The organism is Kaistella antarctica, from assembly GCF_900109615.1.
Lineage (GTDB): Bacteria > Bacteroidota > Bacteroidia > Flavobacteriales > Weeksellaceae > Kaistella > Kaistella antarctica.
This window is the reverse complement of sequence record NZ_FOIX01000001.1, coordinates 782,323-803,175: the sequence shown is the minus strand read 5'-3', so window position 1 is coordinate 803,175 and position 20,853 is coordinate 782,323. Positions and strand designations below refer to the sequence as shown.

Here is a 20,853-nt window from a genome sequence, read left to right as displayed (position 1 = left end):
TATTTATGACTCAAATAACTTCATTACATATTCCTTCTGTACATCCCACCAACTTCAAATAATGCATTGGTAATCTGTCCCAGTGAACAATACTTCACCGCTTCCATCATTTTTTCAAAAAGGTTTTCTTGATTGATGGCGGCGATTTGTAAATCATTTAAAATTTCTTCGCGTTTATCAGCATGAGATTTTTGGAAGTTTTCTAAATTCTGAATCTGTAATTGTTTTTCTTCTTCCGTTGAACGAATTACTTCTCGTGGTAAAACAGTTGGTGAACCGTCTTTTCCTAAGAACGTATTTACGCCGATTATCGGAAACTCTCCCGTATGTTTCAACATTTCGTAATGCATACTTTCTTCTTGGATTTTGGATCGTTGGTACATCGTTTCCATGGCACCAAGAACTCCGCCTCTTTCGGTGATTCGGTCGAATTCGGTGTAAACTGCTTCTTCCACTAAGTCTGTTAATTCTTCAATAATAAAGGAACCTTGCAGCGGATTTTCGTTTTTCGCTAAACCTAATTCTTTATTGATAATCAACTGAATTGCCATGGCTCTACGAACTGAATCTTCAGTCGGAGTGGTGATTGCCTCGTCATAAGCATTGGTGTGCAATGAGTTACAGTTATCGTAAATCGCATACAAGGCTTGCAAAGTTGTTCTGATATCATTAAAATCAATTTCCTGCGCGTGCAAAGATCTTCCAGATGTTTGAATGTGGTATTTCAACATCTGACTTCTTTCGTTGGCTTGGTATTTCAACTTCATGGCTTTCGACCAAATACGACGGGCAACACGTCCGATTACCGCATATTCCGGATCCAATCCATTCGAGAAAAAGAAGGATAAATTCGGAGCGAAATCATTGATATCCATTCCGCGACTCAAATAGTATTCAACATACGTGAATCCATTTGCCAAGGTAAATGCCAACTGCGAAATCGGATTTGCACCGGCTTCTGCAATGTGATATCCGGAAATAGAAACTGAATAAAAATTTCTAACTTTTTGGTCAATGAAATATTGCTGAACATCTCCCATTAATCTCAACGCAAATTCAGTCGAGAAAATACACGTGTTTTGCGCTTGGTCTTCTTTTAAAATGTCTGCCTGAACGGTCCCACGAACTGTCGCGATGGTTTCTGCTTTAATTCTATTATAAGTTTCAGCATCTATAACTTCGTCACCGGTGATTCCTAGTAATTTTAAACCTAAACCATTATTTCCTTTTGGAAGGTCGCCTTCATAACCTGGTCTTTTCAAACCTTGATCATCGAACTTGGCTTTTAATTTTGCTTCAACAGCTTCCCAAAGATTATTCTCCGTTAAATATTTCTCAACATTCTGATCAATGGCAGCATTCATGAAAAAGGCTAAGATCATTGGCGCAGGTCCATTAATGGTCATGGAAACCGAAGTCATGGCATTCACCAAATCAAAACCAGAATATAATTTTTTAGCATCATCTAAAGTTGCAATTGAAACTCCAGCATTACCAATCTTCCCAAAAACATCGGGTGGAAAACCAGGATCCTGACCATATAAAGTCACCGAGTCAAAAGCGGTAGATAATCTTTTCGCATCCATATCTGCAGACACATAATGAAATCTACGGTTGGTTCTTTCTGGTCCACCTTCACCGGCGAACATTCTGGTCGGATCTTCACCCGTTCTTTTAAAAGGAAATAAACCCGCCGTGTACGGAAATTGTCCAGGAACATTTTCCTGACCTTTCCAACGCAGCAAATCGCCCCAATCCTGAAATTTGGGTAGAGATAGTTTTGGAATTTTTAAATGAGAAAGAGATTCGTATTTTGTTTCTACTTTAATTTCTTTTCCACGAACAAAATAAGAATAAGCATCTCCAGCCATTTCTTCTTTGAAATTATGCCATCCTTTCAAGAAAGCAATATTCTCTTCAGACAATTCTTTCTTCGTTTTAAGGAAGACCTTTTCTAATTTATCCACGGTATGTTGATCGTCGGTGATCAGAACTCGAGCGCCTTCTAAAAGATACATTCTCTTGGCGATGAGTGCTTGCTGCTCCACCTCTTTATCATAAGCGTGATTCGATTCTACAATTTCAGAAAGATAACGAACGCGTTTTGGCGGTATCACGGTGGTATCTTCAGAAACGTTTTGCTCGACAAATTCTTGAAGATTCATGTCTGCAAACTTTTCATTTACTTTTTGAATCAATGCGTTATACAATTCCGTCATTCCGTAATCGTTGAACTGACTCGCTTTGGTCGCAAAAACAGGCATCGCATCTAAAGGCTGATCAAATGCAACGTGATTTCGTTGATAAGTTTTCCGAACAGCTTGCAAGGCATCTAAAGCTCCTCGTTTGTCTGATTTATTTAAAGCAATCAAGTCGGCAAAATCCAGCATGTCGATTTTTTCCAATTGGGTTGAAGCGCCATATTCTGGCGTCATCACGTACATCGAAATGTCTGCAATATCTGTAATTTCAGAACCCGACTGTCCGATTCCGGAAGTCTCCAAAATAATCACATTTGGTTCTGCTAATTTTAAAATATTTAAAGCAGAATGAATGTAAGGCGAAACCGAAACATTATGTTCCCGAGTTGCCATCGAACGCATATAAACACGCGCATCATTGATGGAATTCATTCTTATTCTATCGCCTAAAAGTGCTCCACCGGTTTTCTTTTTACTAGGATCGACGGAAACAATAGCGATTTTCTGATCTGGATTTGACCGTAAAAAACGACGAACCAATTCATCGGTTAAGGACGATTTCCCGGCGCCACCAGTTCCCGTAATTCCGATAATTGGAATTTTGGAATCTTTTGCTTTTTCGTCAATGGCTTTTATTAAATCTTGTTTTTCATCAGAGAAATTTTCTACGGCGGAAATAACTTCTGCGATGGATTTAGAATCCTCAAATTTAATCTTGTCTAAATCTGAAACTTGAACATGTTCTCCGGTGGAAAAATCAGATTTTTGAACCAGATCATTGATCATTCCTTGCAACCCCATTTCACGTCCGTCATCTGGCGAATAGATTCGGTCGATGCCGTATTCCATTAACTCTCGAATTTCTTCTGGTAGAATTACGCCACCGCCACCACCAAAAATCTTAATTTGAGGCGCTCCTTTTTCGCGGAGCAGATCATAGATATATCTAAAATATTCGTTGTGACCACCTTGATAAGAAGTTAAGGCAATCGCATTTGCATCTTCCTGAATAGCGCAATCAACCACTTCTTCGGCAGATTTATCATGACCGAGATGAATAACTTCAGCACCAGTTGCCTGAATCATTCTTCGCATGATATTAATTGCAGCGTCGTGACCATCAAATAATGAAGCGGCGGTTACGACTCTTACTTTATTTTTGGGCGTATATTTTTGAGATTCCATAATTGAATTTTCGATTGTTCCAAAGATAAGGTTTTCTCTAAAATATGGAAACCGAAAAAGGATATCGACTCAATAGAAAGATGCGATGCGCAAAAAGCGAGGACGTTATCGTTGCCCTTTAGTAATTGGTGAAACTTTAAAAAGGTTAGTTTTGCAAAAATAATTTAGCCATGCAAAAGTCTCTACTCTATTTATTCGCTGGAACCGGTATCAGTTTTTTATTAAACTACTTTTTATTGGGAAGCCAAGGCTGGAAACTTGATTTGTATTATGGCTTTGCTTTTGGTTTGGCTTGGGGAACAGCCTATTTTTTAGATGATGAGAAATTTGCACTTCCACAGAAACTAATGTATTCCTTTGTGGCAATGGCAGTTTTAATTGTAATTGGTTTATTGGTGTTCAATATGGAATTAGCCGTTCCCTCCCTCATTAAATTCTCAATGGTCTTCGTGGCGTATTATGTTTTTGCTAGTTTTAGAAAAACGAAATCGCTGAGAAAATAAGAATTTTTAAACGATGAAATCTCAACTTAATTTTTGGGAATTGAATTGGCTTTTACTGTAAAAAAATTATTTTGATCATTGCTAAGTAATCGATATCGTGCCTGGTTTCCCCAGTTTGCTGGCATATCTGAAATGATCATATCTTCGCCCGTATCATTAGAAATATTATTGGAGATTTTACCTCGCCATTTTAGAATTCTTTCCTGACTGTAAGTGCTGTAGAATAAATCATACTTCCTATCGATCAGATCATTCAAATATTTAATATACTGGTTTCTATATGCTGGAATGCTTAAGATTTTCGAGACCAACGGGTTGGTGGCGGTTTTCCCCCATTCTAATGGATTCTGCGTTCCCGAATCTCCCATTTCAAACGACGTCCCTAAAGTGTTGTCGTAATCGTAAGGAATGAAATAAAACTTGTTATCGGAGTCGAAATAAAAGTAAAAATTATTTTTATTGTTCCAGTAATCATCCCACATGCCGAGCGTAACATTTACGGCATAGGTTTTCAAAAAAAGATTAACATCCATTTTTGAATCAATGTAAGTTTGAAGCTCTGCACCAGATTTGGAATTGATTTGCGTGATGAAATCCACCAGTTGGGCTTTTGATGATTCCAGATTTCCTTTCTTTCCTTTATAATCATAGATCGGCGAATAGTTTGACGTTAAAGTTACATTCTCAATTCCCATGCGATCTGGCGAAGTTGAAGTGTTCTTGAGATCTGCGCCGTAACTTGCCTTCCATAAATTTCCAGCATTGCTTTTATAGAAAGAATTTCGATTGGCCAAATAAGTATCGTCAACAGGTTCAATCATTTGATAAACTCCAAAATAAGCTGGTTTTTCATCGCCTGTAACTTTGATGGTCAGTTTACAATAACTGGATTGTGGCGCCGTCCAAACGCCGAACCTTTCAAACAAATCATAGGAATAAACTTCGCGAACGTAATTGGGATCGTCTTTGAACCATTTTAAAATTAGTTTTTCTGAATCGTGAAATTTTTGAGTCTTGCGAAATTTCTTAAAGTTGACGGTAAAACTAGCATGTTTCCAATCTGGATTGGAAGAATTATGAGACTGTCCCGCGAAACCTTCAGGCCTTCTTCGACTGGTATTACCACGTAGTCTTACGCCGATACTATCTAATTTTTCTGGCGTCCCCGATTTATTAAAAGCAAATTTGCCGACAATATATTCTTCATTATTTTTATTTTGATCGTAGTAAGAAAGAATCTTATTCCATTCGTCTTTGGAGATTTCGAGAGAAATTTCGGGCACCGCTTCAATATCATAAAGGTATTTTTGAGAGGCAGAAAGTTGATACGGAGTTTGATAAGGTTGCTGCAAAAGTTCCTCTGGTGGAATTACAATTTCTGGGTCCAGATTAACAATATCATTTCGACACGATACAGAAAATAGTAAAGCCACTAAATAAATCGAATATCTTGCGAGGAGTTTCATTTAATAATTTTAATCAAATTTAGGGGAAATAAAAATCGATATAGAATTTATCACTTGATTTAAATATGAAATATGTTCTATTATATAAAGTCAAAATATCTTTATTTAAGGGGATTTGGTTTCTTTTAAAACTAACTGATTGGAAAGCAATAATTAGAAATTTGAAAATAGATTTTAATTTCCAACCGAAGAGATAGACAAGTTGTTTTTATATATTTACGAAAACCATCAAATATATTTTCAATAAATATTTTCAGATAGAAAAATAATCGCTACCTTTGCACACCCGTTTTGGGGAAAATTATGTTTAATCGTAAACGAAAAAGTGTGAATACATTAAGTTACAAAACCGTCTCAGCTAACAAAGCTACCGCTAACAAAGAATGGGTTGTGGTAGACGCTGAAGGACAACCTTTAGGAAGATTAGCTTCTAAGGTTGCAAAGATTTTGAGAGGGAAGCACAAAACGAATTTTACACCTCACGCAGACTGCGGAGATAATGTAATCGTTTTGAATGCTGGAAAAATTACCCTTTCTGGAAACAAGTGGGCTGACAAAACTTACATTTGGCATACTGGGTATCCAGGCGGTCAAAAGTCAATGACTGCGCTCGAACTTCAAAAGAAAGATTCTTTGAAAGTATTGGAAAAATCTGTAAAAGGAATGATTCCAAAAACTAAATTAGGGAATCAATTGTTCAAGAATCTTTATTTATATGAAGGAACTGAACATAAACATGAAGCTCAGCAGCCGAAAGTAATTAATATTAACGAATTCAAATAATTAATATGTCAATAGTTCATAAAATCGGAAGAAGAAAAACTTCTGTTGCAAGAGTTTACGTGAGACCAGGTACTGGTGTGATCACGATAAACAAAAAGGATTCTAAGGAATACTTTGGAACTGACGTTTTAGTTTACAAAGTGAATCAACCATTTTTATTAACAGAAGCAGTAGGTCAGTATGACGTAACTGTGAATGTTTTTGGTGGTGGAATTACTGGTCAGGCTGAAGCAATCAGACTCGCTATTTCTAGAGCCATGTGCGAAATCAACGAAGAAAACCGTTTGCTTTTGAAGCCACACGGATTGCTTACGAGAGACGCAAGAATGGTAGAAAGAAAGAAACCAGGTCAGAAAAAAGCAAGAAAGAAATTCCAATTCTCGAAACGTTAATACAAGACGAGATTTTTGGAAAGAGCTGGGAGATTTTATTTCCTCACTCTTTATTCTATTATTAATCACAAAATGCCCCGTTAGTTTAGCACCCAAACATTTCTCCCATCTAAAGAAATTGTTGATTGCATAAAGCGGCACGTAAACTAAAAACAAAAAAGAGACATGGCAAAAGCAAATGTTAAAGACCTTTTAGAGGCAGGAGTACACTTTGGTCACATGACCAGAAAGTGGAATCCAAATATGGCTCCATACATTTTTATGGAGAAGAATGGTATTCACATCATCGACCTACATAAAACAGCAGTAAAATTAGACGAAGCTTGTTCAGCTTTAGAAAAAATTACTTCTGCAGGTAAAAAAGTTCTTTTCGTAGCGACTAAAAAGCAAGCGAAAGAAGTAGTAGCGAAATATGCTGCAGAACTTAATATGCCTTATATTACAGAAAGATGGCCAGGAGGAATGTTAACAAACTTTGTTACCATTCGTAAAGCTGTTAAGAAAATGAACCACATTGATAAAATGAAGAAAGACGGAACTTTCGAAACTTTATCTAAAAAAGAAAGACTACAGGTTGATCGTCAAAGAGCGAACTTGGAGAAAAACTTAGGTTCAATCTCTGACATGGTTCGTCTTCCATCAGCACTTTTTGTTGTTGATATTATGAAAGAACACATCGCAGTTACTGAAGCGAAAAAACTGGGAATTCCAATTTTCGCTATCGTTGATACGAACTCTGACCCAAGAAAAGTTGAGTACGTTATTCCAGGAAACGATGATGCTTCTAAATCAATTGATATGTTGTTGAGCGTAGTTTCAGCTTCTATCAAAGACGGTTTATCTCAAAGAAAAGCAGATAAAGAAAAATCTAAAGAAGAAGGAGAAAAAGTTTCAGCAGATGCTGACGCAGATTTTATTTCTGAAGCTCCAGCTCCGGCTGCAGAATAAGATTTTATCTTAAATATAGAAAAGGTTCAGAATTAATTCTGAACCTTTTTTTGTGCTTTGTGATGAAAGATCTATTTTCTTCCTCATATTCTAAATTTGATATACGTAATCGTTTTACCTTTTGCTTCAAACAAACCTTCGTAATAGGTTTTAATCTCTCTCAATAGTGGCGTTTCTGGATCGAATTCTGGAGCCCCGTAAATATCGTGATTGGCAAACATAATTTCTTTTCCTAATCCTTGAAGCAATCCTAAAGTGTAGCCATGTAAAAACTCTGAATCCGTTTTTAAATGCATGATTCCATCTTTCTTCAGAATTTTTTTATAACGTTCCAGGAAATCAGGATGCGTCATTCGGTGTTTGGTCCGTCGGTATTTAATTTGAGGATCTGGGAAAGTAATCCAGATTTCATCAACCTCATCTTCGTCAAAAAAATGATCGATCAATTCAATCTGAGTTCTTAGAAAAGCTACATTATTCAGATTATTATCAATGGCATCTTTGGCTCCAAACCAAAATCTGGCTCCTTTGATATCAATACCGATAAAGTTTTTTTCTGGGAAAGCCCGTCCTAAACCTACAGAATACTCACCCTTTCCGCAACCTAATTCTAAAACGATTGGATTATCATTTTTAAAAACCTCTCGTCGCCATTTTCCTTTTAGATGAAAATCTGCTAAAGCCTCGGCTCTGGTTGGTTGAAAAACGTTCGGAAGTATTTTGTTTTCGGCAAATCTTGCCATTTTATTTTTACCCATATTTTTTTAGAAAAGCGCTCAAAATTAGTTAAAATAATTTTCTTATCTTTTTAAAAATGTGAAAATAAATATTGAACTATTTGCCCGGATTATTTAGAGAAACCATAATGGCTTTATGAACTGACTTCTGCGACGCATACTGCGCACCGCAAACATTACTTGAGAATAGATAATTACCTTTTGCTACCACAATGGAATTCTCTGTCTTTGAAGCCACTGGTAGACGGTACATGGATCTGCCAACTCCTTCGATCCGTACAATCATATTGCAATCTGATTTATTTTCTATTAAAACAATGCTTTCTTTGCTATTAGGATCGTTATCAAAAAGGGAATTCAAAATGTTTACCGTTTTATTTTTGTGTTCTGCGGCGCTTTGTGTCATTAACATCTTGAATTCCTCTTGTTCTGCAGCACCTAGAGTAGAGGATTTCACGAAAATTTCTTCTTGTAGTGCTTGTGAGCTACCAGCATTCTCCCCTTTTCTTACCGCTTCTAAGTCTGCCTGATATTTTGCAATTTGTTTCTGTCTGATATTTTCAGACATCTCTACATAACTGATTCTGGTAGAAGATTTTCTTCTCAGCAAGGCAATTTTCTCTTGAAAATCAACAACTCTGGAATCTGCAGGATGAGCAGTTCTAATGTATTCTTTCAGCATTTTAATCAAACGTGGTTTTAGAATTGACCTTTTCGGATCATCAGGATGTGCAATCCGCAGATAAGCATCTATCTCATAAATGCTGGTACTTTGCATAATTTTACTAAAGTCTTTACCTTTCTGCTGAGCTGATAAATTTAGAGATGAGCAGAACAATAGTAATATAAAAAATATTTGCTTTGCTATTATTTTATTAAATCTGAAGATTACAATGATCGATGATAATCGAAGTCCTCTGATATTTTTAAAGTCGAAATACATGTTTGCTTATTTATAGGATAGTTAAAATGTAAAATAGTAAATATAAAATGAAGATCGGCTTTATTACTTAAGCTCACTCATTAAACTGGAGTTTTTCAACCTTCGCTGATAGATGGGTAAGTATTTATCAATGTAAATTCCAACCGCTTCGTAATTATTAGTCTGAACATAAGTACTAATATTATCGGAAGAATAGACGAACTGTAAAAAGTTATCGATTAAATTGACGGGTATTTTAAGATTGGCAAAATATGCTTCGCCATAATAGTTTTTAATATTACTAACAGCAAGATTCATCTTTTCATACTGTTGCGCGCGTTCTTGCTTTTTTCGCTCGCCAGAAAGAATATCAAAAATACTTTCTAAGTTAAAGGTTAGTCCGCCACCATTAAATCCTGCTACCGGCAACTGCGGCGAAGTGCCATCCCCCTTCGGAACGGGAAGCCCGATTACTTTTTGTAGTGCCAAAGCTTTTTCTCCCGTTTTTAAAGAAGTTACATCTTTACGTAAATTTCCAGTTGGTTTAAATTTACTGATTACGACTTCCTGTATATCGTAGTAAGCAATCTTTAACTCAACAATATTTTTACCCGTCTCTAATTGGTCTGCTGTAACTGCAACATCTTTTCTATCGGTTACAATAGAAGTAAAGCGAATGACATCTCCAGGTTTTGCCGGGATTTTGAAAGTGCCAAAGTAATCCGTGTAGACGGTTTTCTGAGCGGTAATATTCGTTACATATACTTGATTGAGATAGTAGATTGACTTGTCTCTAATTAAGATTTCTCCAGAAAAAAATTGGGCCTCAACTTTAATTAAAATAAAAAAAGTGAGCAGTAAAAAAAGCTTCCTCATACAGTGCGCAAAATAAATGAATTTTTAACTAATAATTCTTGTTTAGACAATAAATCATGGTTAAAGTTTGGTTAAAGCCTCAAAATAAATGTTAATAGATTTCAATTCTATTATGCAATAGTTAAAAACAAAAATCCCCAGGAAATTTCCCGGGGATTATCATTATATAAGTGAAGTCTTATTTTTTGATAAATTTCACTTTGCTCAGTTCGCCGTTGTTATCAACTGCAATAATGTAAACTCCTTTCTGCAATTGCGAAACTTGTACTTTATTATTAACAACTTTACCTTTATTCACAGTCTGACCGCTCATGCTGTAAATTGTGTAAGTTGCTTTGTCGCTCACCTTGGTAATATTAAGAATGTCTGTAGCTGGATTCGGGTATACTTGAACGTTGTTTACCTGATTTACACTTTCACCTACAGCAAGACCACCAATCTCTATAGTATAATCTTCTACCTGACCATAACTAGAATTGCCACAAGCAGAGCTATTCGGACCAATACTAGTATCATGTAGTCTAACTCTCATTCTGGTCGGACCAGTTTTAGCATCAGCAGGGATTGCAATACTACCAGTCCAAGGCGATTTTTTAATATCGGAAACAAAAACCAGTTCGTTATTGTCAAAATTCTTATCTCCATTAAAATCGATCCAGACTCTTATTTCATCAGCTGCATACGAATTGGTACTCGTTGCGGTGAAAGGATAAGAAGTTCCTTTAATTACATTTCCACTTACTGCCGTAAAGTCTTCATAACCTGCCGTACTGGTAGAACTTTTATTAATGTTAGCAAATTGCACATTCGATATTTTCTCAAAACTAGTTGCAGTAGAACCAGCTGCACAATAAGTTGGAACAGTTGTGGTGAAATTAGCAGATGCTGAATAAGCACCAGTTGTCCCAGTACAAACCGCGGCAACCTGAACTTCATAATTGGTACCTTCAGTCAAACCTACGATTGCATAAGTATTGGTAGGAGCATCAGCCATAATCCAAGTTGGCTCAGACACTTTTCTGTATCTAACTTTGTACGTTGCATTTGCGATAGGACCCCAGTTTACGTTTGCAGAAGCGTTCGTAATTGCAGAAACAGCAACACCTGCGGGCGCTGTACCGTCACAATTAACAATTGCAGATACTGTAACTGGAGCCACTGCATAAAAGACATTTCCGATTGCAGAAATTCTAATTTTCAAAGCAGTATTGGTTGGAATTGATGCGAAACTGAAGTCTTCCGATCCATCGTTAGGCGTAGATGCAGATAAGACCGTCCACGTTACTCCATTGTCTAGAGTGTAATCAATTTTTACATCAGACACATCATAAGGAGCAGCATTCGTTCCTACTACGTCCCAAGTTAATGGTCCTGGAGCATTATTAAAAACTTTAGTGCTTGTAATTTTAAAAGGTCCCGCAGCTCCAACGGTAAGATTTTGAACACCAATCGACGTTTGTTGCTGAGCAACGTTAGGATTATTGTCTCTTACAGTAACTCTAAAATTGGTTGTTCTGGCAATATTTGAAACTGCTTCCCAATCAGCCGCGCTCGATAAAGTTCCGTTTAGAACTAATGATAATTTAGGGAAATATCTAGAAGGACTAGAAGTTCCAGGCAATGATCTAAACTTTGCACCCGTCAAGTTATTACCTGTAACCGTAGTTACGGCAGAAGTTGCACGGTCATATTCTTCCCACGTATAAGTAAGCGGATCATTTTCGGCATCAGTAGCATCAGCCGTTAACACAAAAGCAGTTCCTTTCGGTATTGTTTTGCTGGCCATTGCTGAAATTACAGGTGGCGTATTGGTAATCGCTGTATTGACATCACAGCTTTGCGTGTTGACATATGTTTGTACTTGTTCGATACTCCTTACCAAAAAGTAAGGATCAGAATGCAACTGTACATTTGAATTGGTAATCCCAGCATAACTCATGATAGTAGATCCAGAACCCGGCTCCATATGAGCGCTATTATTGGGGGCACCATGCAAAGCGTGAGAAAAGGTATGATCGGCTCCGAATTGATGACCCATTTCATGAGCAACATAATCAATATCGAAATTATCTCCTACTGGATCACCTGATCCTGGGGACGTAAATGCCGAACCTTTCGCGGTACCATCACTAGTACCAGATGGATTTCTACATACATTTCCGATATCTCCAGCACTTCCACCGCCACCTGAGCGACCAAATAAGTGACCGATATCGTACGCAGCATTTCCGATTACAGCAGTTAAGTTTCGCTGAAGTTCAAGACTCCAAGCTCCGCCTGCTCCTGCGCCAGCTGCACTGTAAGGATCTTTAATCGGATCAGTATAAATTAGTTCTGGGAAATCCTGCAAAATCATTCTAATTGCAAAATCCTTTTCGAACACGCCATTAACTCTGGTCATCGTAGCATTAATCGCCGCCAAAGCCTGTGGCACACCGCCAAAGAAAACGGTATATTCACCAGTCACAGAAATCGCTAATCGATAGGTGCGAAATTTCTGATCACTGTTTTTATTAAAAACATTGGTAGGCGTCGCAGTATTGTTTAGTCTGAATTCTTCCAATTCTGCTTTGCTAGCATAACTTTCTACGGTAGAACATTCAAACGCTTTACCAGTTCGGTTTGTTTTCGGGAAAACGCCATAAACCGATTTAGACTTATTTTGAGGTTCAATAAATTCATAATTTCCATCGCTGAAAACCATTGACTGAAAATCATTTGGCGCCAAACTGAAACGAACAGATTTGTTAGCGTCATCTACACTAACTCCAGCATAAGACTGTAGTTGGTATTTTTCTGCAAGCGTCTTGGCCACAACTGGTGCGCTGTAAACGGCAAACTTTTCAATCTTCCCATTCAATGTCGGTAGATTGATGATTACTGGTTTATTTCCTTTGCCCGCTTCGGTTGCTCCATTTAATTGGGTTTGCAACAAATTGAGATCTAAAGTGTAATAATTTTTGACCTGAGTTTCAGGTCTCAATTTTTCTCCTGTCATGGAGGTCGGGCTCCACTGACCAAACATAGTAGTGGTCAAAAACCCGCAGATTAAGCTGGTAAAAATTTTCTTCATTGGACTGATTTTTTATTCAATATCAGTCAAATCTACCATTAAACAAACTTTTATCAAAATTTAAAACGGTAAAAAATCACTTAATTTACAAACCAATCGTTATTTATTACCACAACAAATTAACACATTCGTAAATTAATAGGCTGTTTTACACGTATGACGTAATAATAAACAAAATTGAAAACCTTTAAAGATAATTAAAAGTGAATATCAGATTAAAAACTAAAAATAGGTTTTTAATTCTTTGACTTTAAAATGAATAGGCAATATTCCAGGAAAAACCAAGATTAAATTTCGCAGAACTTTTCCCAAATCCTGGTACAATCATGGGTTTAATGTCATCTTGTGTTGTAGTAAACACTAAGTATTTTGGTTGAATAGTCGCTTCAATAAAAAACGGAGAATCAAAAAACTGAACTCTTCCGCCAATGTTCAGTTCCATCCAATAAGAACTTTGTGAAGATTTTTCGAAGGCTTGTGAAAAATCACTTCCGCCAAAACCACGAATAGGAACCGCTTTGTATTCTTGATTATAAAAAGAACCCGCGGCTTTTCCACCAATAAAAAAGCCATTCATCGGATTATCCAAATCGTTGGCTAACATATAAAGCGCGCCTAACTTTAGGAACGGCCCACTTGCGGCGGCATCATAACCGTTCTTTTCATAAATATTTTTTTCAAAGCCAGCATCAGCAGTCGCATACCAATTACCTTTAACCTTAGAAGAAACAAATCCCTGAAATAATTGACGATCTGAAAAGGCTGCAACCCCCACATTCAAAACATCGAAACCAACTAAAAAATTAGGTTCATATTTCCATTCTACTTCTAAAGAATCTTGCTTTTTCTGACCAAAAGTAAGCATCAAAAGAAAACTAAAAAAGAAGGTAAAGATGCGTTTTGCTTTCATTGATGATTTCATTTTGATTTTGTTCTACTCCCAAAACAGCATTGGGAACTTCCAGGATAGAATTTACATTCTGATATATTTTTTTTATTCCACAGGCAGGTGAGACATATTCTGTCTCGGTGGTATAATTAATTTTGATTTCTGAATTCACAGCCTTGCGGAAAGTTCCCACATACATTTTCGTAAAAGGTGTATCGTCAACTCGCAAAGGAATGATAACGGAATCGGTTTTCACCACACTGCCAAAAACAGCGACTGGACCGTTGCCATAATCAACAGCAATGAAAAGCGAATCCATAGTTTTCATTTTTCCGGTAGCTTGAGTTTTGAATTTAATCTTCATTCGCGGCGTTGCTTCACCACCCACGCAGATATCATCATCGCTTCCGCAAGAAAAAAGCGAAAGGAAAAATAGGGAAATCAAGAATGTTTTCAAAAATTTCATGGCTCAAATTTAATTAAATCTTTACTAAAAGCGCGATGTTTTCGACATGATGTGTTTGCGGAAACATGTCAACTGGCAAAATTTTCACCAATTTGTAATGGTCTTTCATTAAAGCTAAATCTCTTGCTTGAGTCGCAGAATTACAACTTACATACACAATTTTTTCAGGAGCGATTTTTAAAATTTGTTCCACCACTTTCTGATGCATTCCGTCTCTTGGTGGATCCGTAATTAAAACATCAGCTCTCGGATGTTGGGCGATGAACTCATCATTAAAGATTTCCTTCATATCGCCACAGTAAAAAGTACAATTGGTTAAACCATTCAATTCTGCGTGCTCTTTGGCAGCATCAATCGATTCCTGTACGGATTCGATTCCGATTACCTGTTTCGCTTTTCTCGCAACATATTGAGCGATGGTTCCCGTTCCTGTGTATAAATCGTAAACAACCTCATCACCTTTTAAATCTGCAAATTCTAAAGTTTTTGCATATAAATTTAAGGCTTGTTTATAATTGGTTTGAAAGAATGATTTGGGTCCTATTTTGAATTTTAAACCTTCCATTTCTTCCATTAAAAAGCCGTCGCCATAATAGTTTTGAACATCCTGATCATAAAGAGAATCATTTTGTTTGGCATTAATACAGAAAAGCAAAGTTTTAATTTGAGGAAATTCACTCAACATGAAGTCGAATAATTTTTGCTGATTTTCTTTTTCCTGACGGAATAATTGAAATAAAATCATCCATTCTCCTTTTGAGTTTTGACGGAACATTACGGTTCGTAAAAAACCTTCCTGATTCCGAACATCGAAAAATTCCAATCCGTTTTCTACCGCGTGTTTTTTAATGGCCAATCGCATCGCATTCGACGGATCTTCCTGAAGAAAACATTCATTTAAATCTAAAATCTTGCTCCACATTCCCGGAATATGAAAACCTAAAGCATCTCTATTTCCGAAATTTTCTTCAGAGCTTATTTCATATTGGGTGAGCCAGCGTGCATTAGAAAAAGAAAATTCCATTTTATTGCGGTAAAAGTACTGCTCATCGCTGCCAAGAATTGGTAATACTTCGAAATCCTCGATTCCTGCAATTCTTTTGATATGATTATAAACTTCGTCTTGTTTAAATTCTAATTGTTTTTCGTAAGAAAGATTCTGCCATTTACAACCGCCGCAAACTCCGAAGTGCATGCATCTTGGTTCCACACGGAAAGGTGACCTTTCTACAATCTCAATCATTTCTGCTTCGTAGTAATTCGATTTCGATTTTTTTACACGGGCATTGACGACATCTCCTGGAACTGCGCCGGAAACCAAAACGGTTTTTCCTTCGTCCGTTCTTCCGACTGCAACGCCTTTTGACCCGGCAGAAACCAGTTTTATATTTTCTAAAATGATATTTTGTTTTCTCTTTCTCATGATAAATGTTCTGACGGCAAAAGTAAGGTTTTAAAACAAAAAAACGGGACTTAACCCGCTTTGTGTTTTTTAAAGTCTAATTAAGATTTGATGTTTTATTGATTACTAATTTTCAAATAATAATCGCGGCTGCGTAAATAGAAAAAGCCGATCAGCCCACCAGAAAATAGAAAGGCCACGGTCCAAATATATTTAGCGTTTACATTGTTTTTAAAAACGTCAACAATCAAAATTATGGTTGCGATAAAACTGGAAATTAAGCCCAAAGAAATCAGAACATTGCTCACCTCTAGCGGAATTCCCATCTTTTCGAAATCGAAACTGAGTGCAGAAAAATTAAATAGAAAACCAAAAGCAATTAGTGCAAATAAAATATTCTTCGGTACAAGGAGTTCACTTTTCATGATATAAAATCTTTTCATTAAAGATAAAAAAATTCCTGCCAAAGAATGACAGGAACTTTATTTTCAGTTAAACAGAATTACTTCGTTTGAGGCATTTCTGGCATTGGTGGTGCAAGCAAGTCATTTTGCAAAGTCGCTTCTGGAGCAGCTGGTGCTTTTAAACCTGTTAATTTATCAAGAGTAGTAACCAATTCCGGATCTCCTAAATTAAAGAAAAATTTGCTGGCCACTTTTCCTTCTTTGTCAATTAGGATAAAAGAGGGAAGTTTGAAACCATAAATTCCTAAATCTTTAGCAATCTGAGAATTCATACCGCCTTCGCCATAAACATTTGTTCCTGGCATCCCTTGTAGCATCGCTTTGCTGGTTTTAGCAAACTGATCTTTAGTATCGTCTAAATTTACATAAACGAAATCTAGTTTTGATTGATAAAACTTAGTTACCTCTGATAAAACTGGAAGTGTTGCTTCAGAAATGTAAGGATTCCAAGAAGCATAAAACATAATCATGGTTGGTTTTGTTTTATTGTCAGTCAATTTGAAAGCGGTACCATCTTCTTTGATCAATTTCGCACCAGTGATCGCTTCGCCCATTTTAGGACCAGAAAGGACAAACTGAATACGCTCTAGATCTTTTTTAATGTCAGCATCTTTGATTTTATCTTTAATGATCTTATCAATTTTCGCGGCATTTTCTGGAGTGGTTGAAGGATTGATATCACTGTTTGACATTACAAATGCTAACAAATAATCTTTCTCCAATTGGCTCACTTCTTTTTTAGTATCTAAAAAATTTGAAAATAAAACGGAAGAAGTTTCTTCACCATTTTTATTATTCGCTTCAGCATATTTCTGGAAATCCTGACTCAATTTTCCAAGTAAATAATTTCTATAGATCGGCTGATTTTTCAACATTCTATCGCTATCTTTCTTCATTTTGGTTTCAACATCAGTAAAATTCTTGGAGACTTTGAAATTTTCCTTTCCGCTGATTTGACCGTGATTCATTTCATATTGATTTAATAAACCAAGGATACTGGCGTTCATTTCGTCTTTTTTCCAACTAACAACTTCGCTGTCTGGAGATGTTTTTTTGGCAGCAATGTCGATGCGTTTTTCTAATTCTGCTCTTACTTTTTCAACTTCTTTCAAAAATGCGGCTTCATCTTTCGTTACCAATTCACCCACATTTATTTGGGTAGCGTAGGTTTGAATTTGAGCCGTGGCATCTTGCAAGAAATCGTTATTCTTTTTAGCATCACCCGTAACCGTAAATTTACCTGGGAAGGCTTCTGCTTGTCCTGAAATATTTAATTTCTGACCACCTTTAAGATAAACCATGGCTTGTTTACCCGCGTAAGTCATAATATACATTCCGTCTTTGGGCGCATCGAAACTTCCGGTAAAGCTACCTTTACTGTCGACGCCAATATTAATTATTGGAAGTGTTGCCACGCCTGACGCTTCTATAAATTCTATTCTTTCTAAAGGAGAACCGCCGGCAAAATTACCAGTTACTTCTACTTTTTTTGAACATGACATTGCAACGAAGGCAACCATTAGCATCATAAAATACTTACTCATCTTTATTGTTTTTTTCTTTTAATTAAGTACAATACCTAAATCCTTAGAAATATGGATTTTTAGATTGCGGCAAAAATAAGGTTTTCGCTGAGTTATTAAAAATAAATTGTTAAGATTTGTGAAAGTTTAACAAAGAAAAAACTGCTTCCATTTCTGAAAGCAGTTTTTAATATCATAACAGTACCTATTAACCTTGATCGATGTTAGCTACCATATATTCTCTATTCATTCTTGCGATCACAGATAAAGTAATTCCTTTCGGACATTCTACTTCACAAGCTCCGGTGTTTGAACAGTTACCGAATCCTTCTTCATCCATGGCTTTTACCATGTTCAAAACTCTTCTTTTTGCTTCTACTCTTCCTTGTGGAAGTAAGGCGAACTGAGAAACTTTAGCCCCCACAAATAACATGGCAGAACCGTTGACACAAGTCGCAACACAAGCGCCACAACCGATACAGGCCGCAGCATCCATAGCGCTATCTGCGTCATCTTTCGGAACTAAAATTGCGTTGGCATCAAGTGTATTTCCAGAGGTATTTACCGAAATAAATCCACCTGCAGCCATTACTCTTTCGAAAGAACTTCTATCAACCACTAAATCTTTAATGATTGGGAAAGCCGCACTTCTCCAAGGTTCGATATGGATTGTTTCACCGTCTTTGAACATTCTCATGTGCAACTGACAAGTGGTGATTCCTGTATCTGGCCCGTGTGGACGCCCATTAATGTATAATGAACACATTCCACAAATACCTTCTCGGCAATCGTGATCAAAAGCAATAGCTTCTTGACCTTCGTTGATCAGGTTCTCGTTGAGCATATCCAACATTTCCAAGAAAGATGAATCTGTGGAAACATCGGAAATTTTGTAGGTCTCAAACTGTCCTTTTGTTTTATTGTTTTTCTGTCTCCAAATTTTCAGAGTCAGGTTTAATCCTTTTTGTGCACTCATTTTATTAACTTTTTTGGAGATTATTTATAACTTCTTGTTTTAACTTCGATATTTTCATAAATCAAATCTTCCTTATGCATGGTTTCTTGATTAATATCATCTCCCTGATATTCCCATATCGCAACATATTTGAAGTTTTCATCATCTCTTTCGGCCTCACCTTCTGGCGTTGCATGATCCCAACGGAAATGCCCACCACAAGATTCTTCTCTTGCCAAAGCATCTTTCGCCATCAATTGACCAAGTTCCAAAAAGTCTGCAACTCTGAAGGCTTTTTCAAGCTCCATATTCATTCCCATTGGATCGCCCAGAACTTTTACATCTGCCCAGAATTCTTTTTTCACGGCTTCGATTTCAAGAATCGCTTCTTGTAAACCTTCAGGTGTTCTCCCCATTCCAACTTTATTCCACATGATGTGACCAAGTTTTTTGTGGAAGTAATCAACACTGTGCGTTCCCTTGTTCGTCATGAAGAAATTCACTTTATCTTGAATTTCTTTCTCAGCTGCTTCAAATGCTGGACTATCTGTAGAAATCTCACCTGTTCTAATATCCGCTGCAAGATAATCTGCAATGGTATATGGAAGTACGAAATAACCATCGGCTAAACCTTGCATCAAAGCTGAAGCACCAAGTCTGTTTGCACCGTGATCAGAGAAATTCGCTTCACCAATAACGAAACAACCAGGAATTGTCGATTGTAAATTGTAATCTACCCAAACTCCACCCATTGTATAGTGAACTGCTGGATAAATCTTCATTGGAGTTACGTATGGATTGTCTGCCGTAATTTTTTCGTACATCACGAAAAGATTCCCATATTTTTCTTCAATCCAAGCTTTTCCTAAATCATAAATTTGTTGCTCTGTAGGATTGTGAATATTTTTCTCAATCGCAGCTTCTTTTCCTTTCTTCTGAATTTCAGTAGAAAAGTCTAAGTAAACACCTTCTTGAGTATCGTTATTTTCAATTCCGTAACCAGCGTCACATCTTTCTTTTGCTGCTCTGGAAGCTACGTCTCTAGGAACTAAGTTTCCAAAAGCTGGATATCTTCTTTCTAAGTAATAATCACGATTTTCAGGAGCAATGCTTTCGGCTTTTAATTTTCCTTCACGGATTGCTACAGCATCTTCGATATTTTTCGGAACCCAGATCCGTCCTGAGTTTCTTAATGATTCTGACATTAAAGTCAGTTTCGATTGTGCTACACCATGTACTGGAATACAAGTTGGGTGAATCTGTACATAACATGGATTTGCGAAATACGCTCCTTTTTTGTGTACTTTCCAAGCGGCAGAGGTGTTAGATCCCATTGCGTTGGTAGAAAGGAAATAAACATTTCCGTATCCACCAGAAGCAATCACCACAGCGTGAGCAGAATGTCTTTCGATTTCTCCAGTCACTAAATTTCTCGCGATAATTCCTCTTGCTTTTCCATCAACCAGAACTAAATCCAGCATTTCATGACGGTTATACATTTTGATTCTTCCCTTACCGATTTGTCGGCTCATGGCAGAATAAGCTCCTAATAATAATTGTTGACCAGTCTGTCCTTTCGCATAGAAAGTTCTTTTAACCTGAACTCCACCGAAAGAACGATTGTCTAACTGACCGCCATATTCTCTTCCGAAAGGAACACCCTGAGCGACACATTGGTCGATGATACTTGCCGAAACTTCCGCAAGTCTATATACGTTTGCTTCTCTAGATCGATAATCTCCACCTTTGATGGTATCGTAAAACAATCTGTAGACTGAGTCACCATCACCTTGATAATTTTTAGCAGCGTTGATACCACCTTGTGCTGCAATCGAGTGTGCACGTCTTGGTGAATCCTGGTAACAAAATGCTTTTACATTATAACCTTGTTCTGCTAATGTTGCTGCGGCTGATCCACCTGCTAAACCCGTTCCTACAACAATGATATCGATTTTATCACGGTTGTTTGGCGAAACCAAGTTCATATGATCTTTATGATTACTCCATTTTTCCGCTAACGGACCTGCTGGAACTTTTGAATCTAATTTGCTCATTTTTAGAAATTTTA

At 37.0% G+C, this 20,853-nt stretch carries 17 protein-coding genes; 4 read left to right on the top strand and 13 right to left on the bottom strand.

Features of this window, described 5'->3' with window-relative positions; all coding sequences use genetic code 11:
- Positions 1–23 precede the first annotated feature (23 nt).
- On the bottom strand, positions 24–3,386 hold the full coding sequence (locus tag BMX49_RS03845; protein WP_034718769.1) for a methylmalonyl-CoA mutase family protein: 3,363 nt from the start codon (positions 3,384–3,386) through the stop codon (positions 24–26).
- Positions 3,387–3,556: 170 nt separating this feature from the next.
- On the opposite strand from BMX49_RS03845, the gene BMX49_RS03840 reads away from it, so the two are divergent.
- Complete coding sequence (locus BMX49_RS03840; RefSeq protein ID WP_034718768.1) at positions 3,557–3,889, top strand: hypothetical protein; 333 nt, start codon at positions 3,557–3,559, stop codon at positions 3,887–3,889.
- 26 nt (positions 3,890–3,915) lie between these two features.
- Here the strand turns inward: BMX49_RS03840 and BMX49_RS03835 are convergent, their stop codons facing one another.
- Positions 3,916–5,355 (bottom strand): CotH kinase family protein, encoded by a 1,440-nt coding sequence (locus BMX49_RS03835; RefSeq protein WP_034718767.1) that lies wholly within the window; start codon positions 5,353–5,355, stop codon positions 3,916–3,918.
- 327 nt (positions 5,356–5,682) lie between these two features.
- On the opposite strand from BMX49_RS03835, the gene rplM reads away from it, so the two are divergent.
- The 3 genes from rplM to rpsB all read left to right on the top strand — a co-directional run bounded on the left by rplM (position 5,683) and on the right by rpsB (position 7,478).
- Complete coding sequence (gene rplM / locus BMX49_RS03830; RefSeq protein WP_034721149.1) at positions 5,683–6,138, top strand: 50S ribosomal protein L13; 456 nt, start codon at positions 5,683–5,685, stop codon at positions 6,136–6,138.
- A gap of 5 nt (positions 6,139–6,143) precedes the next feature.
- Positions 6,144–6,530 (top strand): 30S ribosomal protein S9, encoded by a 387-nt coding sequence (gene rpsI / locus BMX49_RS03825; protein ID WP_034718766.1) that lies wholly within the window; start codon positions 6,144–6,146, stop codon positions 6,528–6,530.
- A 165-nt stretch (positions 6,531–6,695) separates the two neighbouring features.
- Complete coding sequence (gene rpsB / locus BMX49_RS03820; RefSeq protein WP_034718765.1) at positions 6,696–7,478, top strand: 30S ribosomal protein S2; 783 nt, start codon at positions 6,696–6,698, stop codon at positions 7,476–7,478.
- Positions 7,479–7,561: 83 nt separating this feature from the next.
- On the opposite strand, the gene trmB is transcribed toward rpsB, so the two are convergent.
- The 11 genes from trmB to BMX49_RS03765 all read right to left on the bottom strand — a co-directional run bounded on the left by trmB (position 7,562) and on the right by BMX49_RS03765 (position 20,839).
- Complete coding sequence (gene trmB, locus BMX49_RS03815; protein WP_034718763.1) at positions 7,562–8,236, bottom strand: tRNA (guanosine(46)-N7)-methyltransferase TrmB; 675 nt, start codon at positions 8,234–8,236, stop codon at positions 7,562–7,564.
- A 76-nt stretch (positions 8,237–8,312) separates the two neighbouring features.
- Positions 8,313–8,993, bottom strand: a complete 681-nt coding sequence (locus tag BMX49_RS03810; protein WP_246005106.1) for a DUF6759 domain-containing protein — start codon at positions 8,991–8,993, stop codon at positions 8,313–8,315.
- 228 nt (positions 8,994–9,221) lie between these two features.
- The gene (locus BMX49_RS03805) at positions 9,222–10,013 is read right to left on the bottom strand and encodes a hypothetical protein (protein WP_034718762.1); all 792 of its coding nucleotides are present in this window, start codon (positions 10,011–10,013) and stop codon (positions 9,222–9,224) included.
- A 178-nt stretch (positions 10,014–10,191) separates the two neighbouring features.
- A complete protein-coding gene (locus tag BMX49_RS03800) occupies positions 10,192–13,086 on the bottom strand; it encodes a reprolysin-like metallopeptidase (RefSeq protein WP_034718760.1) in 2,895 nt (964 codons plus the stop codon).
- 250 nt (positions 13,087–13,336) lie between these two features.
- Complete coding sequence (locus tag BMX49_RS03795) at positions 13,337–13,996, bottom strand: DUF6048 family protein (RefSeq protein ID WP_034718759.1); 660 nt, start codon at positions 13,994–13,996, stop codon at positions 13,337–13,339.
- Positions 13,962–14,441: a DUF6452 family protein gene (locus BMX49_RS03790; RefSeq protein ID WP_034718757.1), complete on the bottom strand. Its 480-nt coding sequence runs from the start codon at positions 14,439–14,441 to the stop codon at positions 13,962–13,964. The genes BMX49_RS03795 and BMX49_RS03790 overlap by 35 nt, the downstream gene beginning before the upstream one ends.
- Positions 14,442–14,454: 13 nt before the next feature.
- The gene (rlmD, locus tag BMX49_RS03785) at positions 14,455–15,864 is read right to left on the bottom strand and encodes a 23S rRNA (uracil(1939)-C(5))-methyltransferase RlmD (protein WP_034718756.1); all 1,410 of its coding nucleotides are present in this window, start codon (positions 15,862–15,864) and stop codon (positions 14,455–14,457) included.
- Between the two features lie 95 nt (positions 15,865–15,959).
- The gene (locus tag BMX49_RS03780; RefSeq protein WP_126337187.1) at positions 15,960–16,268 is read right to left on the bottom strand and encodes a hypothetical protein; all 309 of its coding nucleotides are present in this window, start codon (positions 16,266–16,268) and stop codon (positions 15,960–15,962) included.
- Positions 16,269–16,345: 77 nt separating this feature from the next.
- On the bottom strand, positions 16,346–17,851 hold the full coding sequence (locus BMX49_RS03775; protein ID WP_034718753.1) for a TlpA family protein disulfide reductase: 1,506 nt from the start codon (positions 17,849–17,851) through the stop codon (positions 16,346–16,348).
- A gap of 187 nt (positions 17,852–18,038) precedes the next feature.
- On the bottom strand, positions 18,039–18,806 hold the full coding sequence (locus BMX49_RS03770) for a succinate dehydrogenase/fumarate reductase iron-sulfur subunit (RefSeq protein WP_034718751.1): 768 nt from the start codon (positions 18,804–18,806) through the stop codon (positions 18,039–18,041).
- Positions 18,807–18,826: 20 nt separating this feature from the next.
- Positions 18,827–20,839, bottom strand: coding sequence for a fumarate reductase/succinate dehydrogenase flavoprotein subunit (locus tag BMX49_RS03765; RefSeq protein WP_034718749.1), 2,013 nt, complete (start codon positions 20,837–20,839; stop codon positions 18,827–18,829).
- Positions 20,840–20,853 lie beyond the last annotated feature (14 nt).

Coding starts and splice junctions, on each gene's coding strand:
- BMX49_RS03775 (WP_034718753.1), bottom strand. CDS start 17,851: ATGAGTAAGTATTTTATGATGCTAATGGTTGCCTTCGTTGCAATGTCA.
- BMX49_RS03795 (WP_034718759.1), bottom strand. CDS start 13,996: ATGAAAGCAAAACGCATCTTTACCTTCTTTTTTAGTTTTCTTTTGATG.
- BMX49_RS03805 (WP_034718762.1), bottom strand. CDS start 10,013: ATGAGGAAGCTTTTTTTACTGCTCACTTTTTTTATTTTAATTAAAGTT.
- BMX49_RS03845 (WP_034718769.1), bottom strand. CDS start 3,386: ATGGAATCTCAAAAATATACGCCCAAAAATAAAGTAAGAGTCGTAACC.
- BMX49_RS03765 (WP_034718749.1), bottom strand. CDS start 20,839: ATGAGCAAATTAGATTCAAAAGTTCCAGCAGGTCCGTTAGCGGAAAAA.
- BMX49_RS03780 (WP_126337187.1), bottom strand. CDS start 16,268: ATGAAAAGTGAACTCCTTGTACCGAAGAATATTTTATTTGCACTAATT.
- BMX49_RS03810 (WP_246005106.1), bottom strand. CDS start 8,993: ATGCAAAGTACCAGCATTTATGAGATAGATGCTTATCTGCGGATTGCA.
- BMX49_RS03840 (WP_034718768.1), top strand. CDS start 3,557: ATGCAAAAGTCTCTACTCTATTTATTCGCTGGAACCGGTATCAGTTTT.
- rlmD (WP_034718756.1), bottom strand. CDS start 15,864: ATGAGAAAGAGAAAACAAAATATCATTTTAGAAAATATAAAACTGGTT.
- BMX49_RS03800 (WP_034718760.1), bottom strand. CDS start 13,086: ATGAAGAAAATTTTTACCAGCTTAATCTGCGGGTTTTTGACCACTACT.
- rpsB (WP_034718765.1), top strand. CDS start 6,696: ATGGCAAAAGCAAATGTTAAAGACCTTTTAGAGGCAGGAGTACACTTT.
- BMX49_RS03770 (WP_034718751.1), bottom strand. CDS start 18,806: ATGAGTGCACAAAAAGGATTAAACCTGACTCTGAAAATTTGGAGACAG.
- BMX49_RS03835 (WP_034718767.1), bottom strand. CDS start 5,355: ATGAAACTCCTCGCAAGATATTCGATTTATTTAGTGGCTTTACTATTT.
- rpsI (WP_034718766.1), top strand. CDS start 6,144: ATGTCAATAGTTCATAAAATCGGAAGAAGAAAAACTTCTGTTGCAAGA.
- BMX49_RS03790 (WP_034718757.1), bottom strand. CDS start 14,441: ATGAAATTTTTGAAAACATTCTTGATTTCCCTATTTTTCCTTTCGCTT.
- trmB (WP_034718763.1), bottom strand. CDS start 8,236: ATGGGTAAAAATAAAATGGCAAGATTTGCCGAAAACAAAATACTTCCG.